This window comes from Thiohalophilus sp. (genome assembly GCF_031581315.1).
Lineage (GTDB): Bacteria > Pseudomonadota > Gammaproteobacteria > UBA6429 > Thiohalophilaceae > Thiohalophilus.
The window spans coordinates 38,174-47,645 of sequence record NZ_JAVLAZ010000009.1 but is presented as its reverse complement, the minus strand read 5'-3'; the positions used below and the strand labels follow the sequence as shown (position 1 = coordinate 47,645).

The window sequence follows — 9,472 nt, the reverse complement described above, 5'->3', positions numbered from 1 at the left end:
TACAATACCTACGAGGATGCCGTTAACGGCGTTGAAGCGGCAATTTCCGCCGGCAAGGGCGGGGTGAAACCGGTCTATCGCATCGATCTGCCCGGCCAGGAAGCCTCTGTATTCGGGGTCAACATCCTGGGTAATACGGACGCGACCGAATGTGCCGGCGACAAGTACATCATGGAACGGATCGACTTCAAGGAGACCAAGTCCCTGGGTCATCTGCCCTATGAGATCGTGGTCAAGGGCAACAAGGCGTATGCGCTGCGTGCCGAATTCCGCATCGCTATCAGCTTCCCGGACCTTTCCATGATGGGCAGCAACAGCTTCGCCTCCATCATGTGCGCGCCCTCGGCGATTGAGGCCGCACTGACCAAAGCCGCCGGCGGTAAAACCGGCGACGACGAGTGGTAAGCGAGCACTTTTGTAGGGTGAATGCTTAACATTTGTGCATAAAAAAAGGTAAACTCAGCACTTATTTGGTACCTCCTCCACGTACCAATTCAGCCCCGGTGGTTTTCATCGGGGCTTTTTTTGTTCTGGGGCAGAGATTTTGTCGGGATGACGGGAAGGGCCGGAGTTGCTGTTCGTCATGCCGGGTCCGACCCGGCACCAGTCTATGGCCTCTCGCAAAGCCGCCGCGACGCAGAGAAAATCGTCGGTTTTTATTCCTGGCGGCTCAGCGTCTTTGCGAGAGTCCAGTCAGTAGGTCAGGGTGCGCACAGCGCCCCTGACACCCCGGATGTTCCATACCGCGGCGATCCCTCTGGCTGGGCTGGCCTCTGGTTTATGTTGGGAAGTCACACAGGCTGTCGCTAGTGTGGCCTGTGTGACGGTTCGAAACTGGATTCCGGCTCAAGGCCGGAATGACGGTAAATGGCTCGTGACCTGACGCACCGTTCTCAGATAAATCCGTTGCCTCTCGCTAAGCCGCCACGACGCGGAGAAAATCGTTGGTATTACTCGTGGCGGCTTAGCGTCTTTGTGAGAGTCAGGCTCTGGTTTTGCGTTGGGGAGTCACGCAAGCTAGCGCCCCAGCGTAACCTGCGTTACTCCGGTAAATCTGTTGCTTCTCGCAAAGCCGCCGCGACGCAGAGAAAAATAATTGGGGTTTCTCTGCGTCTCAGCGTCTTGGCGAGAGTCCAGGAAAGTAGGTCAGGGGGCGCACAGCGCTCCCTGACACCCCCGGACTTGTCAGATCGCTGCAATCCTGCCGCACGGGCTTTGTGTGACGGAAGGAGACCGTTGAATTCACCCCTTGCCCGAGGGCGCTGTGCCGTGCGTTCCCCGGCAAAACCCCCTGATCGCCATGAAAAAAATCCCCGGATCGGGTAGAATACGGCTTCTTTACGCGAGCCACGACAGCCCCGGGCGCACCCTGCGCTGGGTTGTAATGCTCTGAATTCATTGAATTTTATCTGAACCGGGAGTAATCGATGTTTAAACGAGACATGACCATTGCGGGCTATGACGACGAACTGTGGGCGGCGATGCAGAACGAGGAGCAGCGCCAGGAAGAGCATATCGAGCTGATCGCCTCGGAAAACTATACCAGCCCTCGCGTTATGCAGGCTCAAGGGTCAGTGCTCACTAACAAATATGCCGAGGGTTATCCCGGCAAGCGCTATTACGGCGGCTGTGAATATGTCGATGTGGCTGAGCGGCTGGCCATTGACCGGGTCAAGGCGCTGTTCGGCGCCGATTACGCCAACGTGCAGCCCCATTCCGGCTCCCAGGCCAACGCCGCTGTCTATATGGCGCTGCTGCAGCCGGGCGACACCGTGCTGGGCATGAGTCTGGCCCACGGCGGTCATCTGACCCACGGCGCCAAGGTCAACTTCTCCGGCAAAATCTACAACGCCGTGCAGTACGGTATCGACGAGCAGGGCTTCATCGATTACGACGAAGTCGAAAAGCTGGCCAAAGAGCACAAGCCGAAGATGATCGTCGCCGGTTTCAGTGCCTATTCCCAGGTGGTGGACTGGCAGCGTTTTCGCGAGATCGCTGACATGGTTGGCGCCTGGCTGATGGTGGATATGGCCCACGTCGCCGGTCTCATCGCCGCCGGGGTTTATCCGAGCCCGGTCAACATCGCCGATGTGACCACCTCCACCACCCACAAGACCCTGCGCGGTCCGCGCGGCGGTATCATCCTGGCCAGGTCTAACCCGGATGTTGAAAAGAAACTCAACTCACTGGTGTTCCCGGGTACCCAGGGCGGTCCGTTGATGCACGTCATCGCCGCCAAGGCTGTGGCCTTCAAGGAAGCGCTGGAACCCGACTTCAAGGCCTATCAGCAGCAGGTGGTGAAAAACGCCAAGGTGATGGCCGAGGTATTCCAGAATCGCGGTTTCGATGTCATCTCCGGCGGCACCGAGAACCATCTGTTCCTGGTCAGCTTCATCAAGCAGGAACTGACCGGCAAGGACATCGATGCCTGGCTGGGCGATGCCAACATCACCGTCAACAAGAACGCCGTGCCCAACGATCCGCAATCCCCGTTCGTCACCAGCGGTATCCGGGTTGGTACCCCGGCTTCGACCACCCGGGGTTTCGGTGAAGATGAAAGCCGGGATCTCGCCGGCTGGATGTGCGATGTCATCGACAGCAAGGGTGACGAGAAAATGATCGCCGAGACCAAGAAGAAAGTCCTGGATCTCTGCAAACGGTTCCCTGTCTACAAGTAACAGGGACGAGTTACGAGGGACGAGTGACGAGGTGGAGAAATGATGTTCAAAGACTTGATCACTTTTTCTGGCTATTGCGACGATATGGATAACTCATGGAAGCGGGCATCAATGGTATGACATCGCTGGCTTTTGTTCCTCGTCCCTCGTCCCTCGTCCCTCGGCACTGAGCGATGCATTGTCCGTTCTGTGGCGCCGACGATACCAAGGTGATCGACTCGCGTCTGGCGGGCGAGGGGTCCGCGGTGCGTCGGCGGCGCGAGTGCCTGAGTTGCCACGAACGCTTTACCACCTTTGAAACGCCCGAACTGGTGATGCCGCGGCTGGTCAAGAACGACGGTCGCCGCGAACCGTTCGATGAGGAAAAGCTGCGTGCCGGCATGCAGCGGTCACTGGAGAAGCGGCCGGTCAACACTGATGCCATTGAGGATGCCCTGAACCGGATCCTCAAACAGTTGCGGGCGCTGGGTGAGCGCGAGATCGACTCCAAGCAGGTGGGCGAACTGGTCATGCAGGAACTGCGCGATCTGGATCAGGTCGCGTATGTCCGGTTTGCCTCGGTGTATCGCAGTTTCGAGGATGTCAGTGCCTTCCAGGAAGAGATCGAAAAGCTTCAGAGTGTCCCCTCGCCGGAAATGAAACGCCAGCAACAATCCCTGTTGCCGGATGACGACGACAAACAATAAGCGGCTTCCCCGATGAGCTTCAGCGCCGATGATCACCGTTACATGGCCCGTGCCCTGCAACTGGCCGAACGGGGGCTGTATACCACCGATCCCAATCCCCGGGTTGGTTGCGTGCTGGTGCGGGATAACGCCATCGTCGGCGAAGGCTGGCACGAACGGGCCGGCGAGCCCCATGCCGAAATCCATGCCCTGAAAGCGGCCGGCGATGCCGCGCGCGGCAGTACCGCCTATGTCACCCTGGAACCCTGTTGCCATCAGGGGCGCACGCCACCTTGCAGTGACGCGCTGATCAAGGCCGGTGTCAGCCGGGTGGTGGTAGCGATGCGCGATCCCCACTCACAGGTCGACGGCGGTGGCATCAGCCAGTTGCAGGCGGCCGGTATCAGCGTGGACAGCGGTCTGATGGAAGCGCAGGCTTTCCAACTCAATCCCGGCTTTATCCGGCGCATGCAGCGCGGTCGCCCCTGGGTGCGGCTGAAACTGGCCATGAGCCTGGACGGACGCACGGCCATGGCCTCGGGCGAGAGCCAGTGGATCACCGGTGCGGCCGCGCGCCAGGATGTGCAACACTGGCGCGCGCGCAGCTCGGCGATCCTCACCGGCGTCGGCACCGTGCTGGGCGACGATCCGTCCCTGACGGTGCGCCTTGAACAGACAGAACGCCAGCCCCTGCGGGTGATTGTGGATACCAACCTGAGCACACCGGCCAGTGCCAGGATTTTGCAGCAACCGGGTAAAACAGTGATCATGACCTGCAGCGAGGATGCGTCGGCGCAGGAGGAGCTTCGAAATGCTGGCGCCGAGGTGATCGCTGTTTCGCAGAATACACATAACAACGTCGATCTGGCCGCGGTACTGGATCAACTCGGCGAGCTGGAAATCAACGAACTGCACGTCGAAACCGGCGCCACCCTGGCCGGTGCACTCATGCAGGCCGGACTGGTCGATGAGTTAATCATCTACATGGCCCCGACCCTGCTCGGCGATGCTGCCCGCGGCCTGTTCCACCTGCCGGGAATAGAAACAATGGATGACAGGTTGCCGTTACAGATAAAGGACATTCGTGCGGTCGGGGAAGATTGGCGCATCACCGCAGGATTGAAAAAGAGCTAACCACCAAGACACCAAGACACCAAGCAAAATTATTATTTTCTTCCTTCGTGTCTTGGTGTCTTGGTGGTGATTTACTGATCTGGACTCGCGGATATATTGTCTGAGAGTGCCAAACCGGGAAGACGAGCAGGCCATGTTTACGGGAATCATACAATCGGTAGGCAAGATTGCGGCTATCGAGCCCAGGGGCGCCGATGCGCGCGTGCGCATCCAGACCGGCAAACTGTCGCTGGAGGATGTGTCTCTGGGTGACAGTATTGCCGTCAACGGTGTTTGCCTGACGGTAGTGGAATTACCGGGTGACGGTTTCTGGGCGGATGTCTCGGGCGAGACGTTGTCGTGCACGACGTTTGCCGATATCCGGACCGGCAGCGATGTGAATCTGGAAAAGGCATTGACGCCCACGACGCATCTGGGCGGTCACCTGGTCAGCGGCCATGTGGATGGTATCGGTGAAGTGATCGATCGATTCGATGCCGGCCGTTCGGTGAAATTTCGTATCCGGGCACCGGATGAACTGGCCCGGTATATTGCGAGCAAAGGATCGATCTGTGTTGATGGCATCAGCCTGACCGTCAATGCGGTGGAAGGTGCGGTGTTTGATTTGAATATCGTTCCACACACGCTGGTCGAAACGACCATGGGGGATTTCCTGACAGGTCAACGGGTCAATCTGGAAGTGGATGTCATCGCCCGTTATCTGGAACGTTTACTGTTGGGTGACAAAGCGGCACAATCAGGTCAGGGTGTGACCGAGGCATTGCTCGCCGAGCACGGTTTTATCAAGTAGGATTTATGGCACTGAACAGTACACAAGAGATTATCGAAGACATTCGTCAGGGTAAAATGGTGATCCTGATGGATGATGAGGATCGTGAGAACGAAGGCGATCTGATCATTGCCGCCGAAAAGGTGACGCCCGAGGCGATCAACTTCATGGCCAAATACGGCCGCGGGCTGATTTGCCTGACCCTGAGCAAGGAGCGCTGCGAACGGCTGCGTCTGCCGCCGATGGTCACGGAGAATCGCGAAGCCCACGCCACGGCGTTTACTGTCTCCATCGAAGCGGCGGAAGGCGTGACGACCGGCATTTCCGCCGCGGATCGTTCCGTGACGATTCAGACGGCCGTGGCTCCCGATGCCAAACCGTCGGATCTGGTGCAGCCCGGTCATGTCTTTCCCCTGATGGCCCAGCCGGGCGGGGTACTGACCCGGGCGGGGCATACTGAAGCGGGTTGTGATCTGGCGCGCATGGCCGGGCTGGAGGCGGCCTCGGTCATTGTCGAGATTCTCAATGAAGACGGCAGCATGGCCCGGCGTCCGGATCTGGAAAAATTTGCCGCCGAACACGGTTTGAAAATCGGCACCATTGCCGATCTGATCGAATACCGCATGCGGAACGAGAAAACCGTTGTCCGCGCTGCCTCGTGTAACATGCCGACCCGTCATGGTGACTTTCAGCTGTATGCCTATCGCAACAGCATCGATCACCAGGTGCATCTGGCCCTGGTCAAGGGCGATCTCGATCCCAAAAAAGCGGTACTGGTGCGGGTACACGTGGAAGATACCCTGTGTGATATATTCGGCAGCCAGCGCGACGATTGTGGCTGGCCCCTGGGCGATGCCATGAAGCGCATTGCCGATGAAGGGGAAGGCGTGGTGATCATCCTGCGCCTGGCCGAAGAATCAGAGACCCTGGTATCGCACATAACACAGTATAATGAGCAGGATCAGGGACATGATCTGCCACATTACGAATCGGGTGAGGATCTGCGTACGTACGGGATCGGTGCACAGATTCTGACGGATCTCAGCGTGAAAAAAATGCGCGTACTGAGCGCGCCGAAAAAAATGCATGCCCTTTCCGGCTTTGGCCTGGAAGTGGTGGAATACGTTTACGGGGAATAACAGGAAAGTACAATGACGATGAAAACCGTGGAAGGAGAGCTGGTAGTCAAAGGGGCGCGTTTTGGTCTGGCCGTGGCGCGCTTTAACAGCTTTGTCGTGGAGAGCCTGCTGGAGGGCGCGGTCGATACCATCACCCGCCACGGCGGCAGTGAAAGCGACATCGAAATCGTGCGCGTGCCGGGGGCTTATGAATTACCACTGGTGGTACAGCGCATGGCGCAGGGCAAAAATTATGACGCGATTATCGCGCTGGGCGCGGTGATCCGCGGTGGTACGCCCCATTTTGATTATGTCGCCGGCGAATGCGTCAAGGGCATGTCCTCGGTCATGCTGCAGCAGGATGTGCCGGTGGCCTTTGGTGTGCTGACCGTGGATACCATCGAACAGGCTATCGAACGGGCCGGCACCAAGGCCGGCAACAAGGGCGCCGAGGCAGCCATGTCGGCTATCGAAATGGTCAACCTGCTGAAGAATCTGTAGCCTCATGAAACCCAATCCCCGTAGCCGTGCCCGCCGCCTTGCCATGCAGAGCCTGTATGAATGGCAGCTGTCCGGGAATACGATCGACAAGATCATCAGTCAGTATGCGGTTGATCAGCAAATGCGTAATGTGGACGAAGCCTATTTTCGCGAGCTGAGCAACGGCGTCGCCGGGCATAGCGACGAGCTCGATCAGTCCATTACGGCCTATATTACACGCCCCTACGACGAAATCGATCCGGTCGAAAAAGCCGTGCTGCGGCTCGGTGCCTACGAACTCAAGTTCAGCCCGGAAGTTCCCTATCGCGTGATTATCAATGAAGCCGTCGAACTGGCCAAAACCTTCGGCGCCGAAGCCAGCCACAAATTCATCAACGGCATCATGGACAAACTCGCCGCCGAACTGCGCGGCATCGAAATGCAGGCCCATAAATACAAAAAATCCTGAACAACGGTTAGTTATCACTTTTCCAATTTACTGGAAATAACGCGGAGGACGCAGAGGCGCAAAGACGCGGAGAATTAAATAGTTACTCGTCCAAAATTAAAAGAATTTTATGCACTATGTCAGAAACCGACTGGATGGTTTGTGACTCAAGATCAATTTTCTCTGCGTCTCCGCGCCTCCGCGAACTCTGCGTTTTATAACCCATATTGAATAGTGCCTGATACTTTAACCACCATCGGATCTGATTAATGTCGCTTTCCGAATTTGACATCATCGCCCGTTACTTCGCACAGGCAACGCCCGGGCGCGAGGATGTGGTGCTGGGGATTGGCGATGATGCGGCGGTAATCGAGCCGCCTGCCGGTCAGCAGCTGGTGGTGGCGATCGATACGCTGGTGGCGGGGGTGCATTTTCCGCTCGACACCGAACCCTATGATATTGGTTGGAAGGCACTGGCGGTAAATCTCAGTGATCTGGCGGCGATGGGGGCCGAGCCGGCCTGGCTGACGCTGGCGCTGACACTCGAACACAATGATGAGGACTGGCTGGCGGCGTTCAGCCGGGGGCTGGCGGACTTGGCCGGGCAATACGGTTTGCAGCTGGTGGGCGGGGATACCACGCGCGGTCCGTTGACGATCACGGTGCAGGTCGCCGGCTATCTGCCGCCCGGGCAGGCCCTGACGCGCCAGGGCGCGGCGCCGGGCGATGAGATCTGGGTTTCCGGCACGCTCGGTGATGCGGCGCTGGGTTTGCGGCTGATGCAGGGCGAGCTGGACGCCAGTTCTTCAGCGAGTGAGGAATTATGTCGTCGACTCAACCGGCCTCAACCCCGGCTGGCACTGGGCCGCGCATTACGTGGCATGGCCAGTAGCTGTATCGATATTTCCGACGGCTTGCTGGCCGACCTCGGGCATTTATGTGCGGCGGCCGATTGCGGTGCCGGATTACAATACGCCGATTTGCCGTTATCGTCCGCGGCCCGTCAATTGATTGCTACTGACCCCGGGCTCGGCGAGTTGCCGTTGATCGGGGGCGATGATTATGAGCTCTGTTTTACCGCACCCGCCAGTCAGCATGCCGCAATCCGCTCGCTCGTAACGCAACTGGACTGCCCGCTGACCTGTATCGGGCAGATCGAGAGCGAGCACGGCATACGCTGCCAGGAACAGGATGGCCGGACGAGAAATGTATCCGGCCACGGCTATCGCCATTTTAACGAGTCAAACTGAATGCGAACCCACATCGATCCCCGTTTGTTAATGAATCCTGTTCACCTGTTAAGCCTGGGTTTTGGCAGTGGCCTGATACCGAAAGCGCCGGGGACGGCCGGCACACTGGTGGCGATTCCGATTTATCTGTTGATGGTCGGCCTGAGTCCCATAGCGTATTTGCTGATTACGCTATTCCTTTTATATATTGGCATTCACCTTTGCCAGGCCACGGCGCAACGGCTGGGGGTACACGATCATCCGGCCATTGTCTGGGATGAAATCGTTGGCTATTTGTTGACTATGGTCGCGGTGCCGTTTGAGATAATCTGGATCGTGGCCGGGTTCGCGCTGTTTCGATTGTTCGATGTCTGGAAACCCTGGCCGATCGGTTTGCTGGATCGACGGGTATCGGGCGGGATCGGTATCATGCTGGACGATCTGCTGGCAGCCGTGTATGCCTCGGTTGTATTACAACTGGTGATCTATCTGACAGGAGGGGCTTTATGAAGGGAATAATAACAATCAGCCTGTTATTGCTGAGTACACTGGCAACGGCCGCAGAGGTGAAAATCCTCCAGGTCGAGCTGCGGGAGCAGGGGCCGCAAACCTGGCGCGCCGCTGTCACGCTCAGACATGCCGATACCGGCTGGGAGCATTACGCCGACGGCTGGCGCGTGGTCACGCCCGATGGCGAAGTGCTGGGGCATCGGACGTTGCATCATCCGCATGTCAACGAGCAGCCGTTTACCCGCAGTCTGTCGGGGATTGCGATTTCACAGGATATGACACAGGTGATTGTGGAAGCCCATGACAAGGTACATGGCTGGTCGCCGGATCGGGTCACTGTCGATCTGAAACAGAGCCAGGGTGAACGCTATCGGCTGGAGCGGCGTTAGCGATGCATTATCTGCTGCGTCAGGGCCGGGTGCTGATACTGCTGTTGGCAGG

10 protein-coding genes and 1 pseudogene are annotated in these 9,472 nt (G+C 58.0%); all 11 read left to right on the top strand.

From position 1 onward, the window contains the following. A pseudogene (locus RI563_RS02400) lies at positions 1-405 on the top strand (hypothetical protein); the annotation flags it as partial. A gap of 1,022 nt (positions 406-1,427) precedes the next feature. Continuing rightward, a complete protein-coding gene (gene glyA / locus RI563_RS02395; RefSeq protein ID WP_310692747.1) occupies positions 1,428-2,678 on the top strand; it encodes a serine hydroxymethyltransferase in 1,251 nt (416 codons plus the stop codon). 173 nt (positions 2,679-2,851) lie between these two features. Beyond that, positions 2,852-3,364: a transcriptional regulator NrdR gene (nrdR, locus tag RI563_RS02390; protein WP_310692746.1), complete on the top strand. Its 513-nt coding sequence runs from the start codon at positions 2,852-2,854 to the stop codon at positions 3,362-3,364. 12 nt (positions 3,365-3,376) lie between these two features. Then, positions 3,377-4,477 (top strand): bifunctional diaminohydroxyphosphoribosylaminopyrimidine deaminase/5-amino-6-(5-phosphoribosylamino)uracil reductase RibD, encoded by a 1,101-nt coding sequence (gene ribD / locus RI563_RS02385; RefSeq protein WP_310692745.1) that lies wholly within the window; start codon positions 3,377-3,379, stop codon positions 4,475-4,477. A gap of 133 nt (positions 4,478-4,610) precedes the next feature. Next, positions 4,611-5,267, top strand: coding sequence for a riboflavin synthase (locus RI563_RS02380; protein WP_310692744.1), 657 nt, complete (start codon positions 4,611-4,613; stop codon positions 5,265-5,267). A gap of 5 nt (positions 5,268-5,272) precedes the next feature. Beyond that, positions 5,273-6,385: a bifunctional 3,4-dihydroxy-2-butanone-4-phosphate synthase/GTP cyclohydrolase II gene (gene ribBA / locus RI563_RS02375; protein WP_310692743.1), complete on the top strand. Its 1,113-nt coding sequence runs from the start codon at positions 5,273-5,275 to the stop codon at positions 6,383-6,385. Between the two features lie 12 nt (positions 6,386-6,397). After that, positions 6,398-6,865, top strand: a complete 468-nt coding sequence (ribE, locus tag RI563_RS02370; RefSeq protein ID WP_310692742.1) for a 6,7-dimethyl-8-ribityllumazine synthase — start codon at positions 6,398-6,400, stop codon at positions 6,863-6,865. A 4-nt stretch (positions 6,866-6,869) separates the two neighbouring features. Next, positions 6,870-7,313: a transcription antitermination factor NusB gene (gene nusB, locus RI563_RS02365; protein ID WP_310692741.1), complete on the top strand. Its 444-nt coding sequence runs from the start codon at positions 6,870-6,872 to the stop codon at positions 7,311-7,313. A 248-nt stretch (positions 7,314-7,561) separates the two neighbouring features. Next, the gene (gene thiL, locus RI563_RS02360) at positions 7,562-8,542 is read left to right on the top strand and encodes a thiamine-phosphate kinase (RefSeq protein ID WP_310692740.1); all 981 of its coding nucleotides are present in this window, start codon (positions 7,562-7,564) and stop codon (positions 8,540-8,542) included. After that, on the top strand, positions 8,543-9,031 hold the full coding sequence (locus RI563_RS02355; protein WP_310692739.1) for a phosphatidylglycerophosphatase A: 489 nt from the start codon (positions 8,543-8,545) through the stop codon (positions 9,029-9,031). Beyond that, positions 9,028-9,420, top strand: a complete 393-nt coding sequence (locus RI563_RS02350) for a hypothetical protein (RefSeq protein ID WP_310692738.1) — start codon at positions 9,028-9,030, stop codon at positions 9,418-9,420. The genes RI563_RS02355 and RI563_RS02350 overlap by 4 nt, the downstream gene beginning before the upstream one ends. Positions 9,421-9,472 lie beyond the last annotated feature (52 nt).

Coding starts and splice junctions, on each gene's coding strand:
- glyA (WP_310692747.1), top strand. CDS start 1,428: ATGTTTAAACGAGACATGACCATTGCGGGCTATGACGACGAACTGTGG.
- nrdR (WP_310692746.1), top strand. CDS start 2,852: ATGCATTGTCCGTTCTGTGGCGCCGACGATACCAAGGTGATCGACTCG.
- nusB (WP_310692741.1), top strand. CDS start 6,870: ATGAAACCCAATCCCCGTAGCCGTGCCCGCCGCCTTGCCATGCAGAGC.
- RI563_RS02355 (WP_310692739.1), top strand. CDS start 8,543: ATGCGAACCCACATCGATCCCCGTTTGTTAATGAATCCTGTTCACCTG.
- RI563_RS02380 (WP_310692744.1), top strand. CDS start 4,611: ATGTTTACGGGAATCATACAATCGGTAGGCAAGATTGCGGCTATCGAG.
- ribD (WP_310692745.1), top strand. CDS start 3,377: ATGAGCTTCAGCGCCGATGATCACCGTTACATGGCCCGTGCCCTGCAA.
- ribE (WP_310692742.1), top strand. CDS start 6,398: ATGACGATGAAAACCGTGGAAGGAGAGCTGGTAGTCAAAGGGGCGCGT.
- RI563_RS02350 (WP_310692738.1), top strand. CDS start 9,028: ATGAAGGGAATAATAACAATCAGCCTGTTATTGCTGAGTACACTGGCA.
- ribBA (WP_310692743.1), top strand. CDS start 5,273: ATGGCACTGAACAGTACACAAGAGATTATCGAAGACATTCGTCAGGGT.
- thiL (WP_310692740.1), top strand. CDS start 7,562: ATGTCGCTTTCCGAATTTGACATCATCGCCCGTTACTTCGCACAGGCA.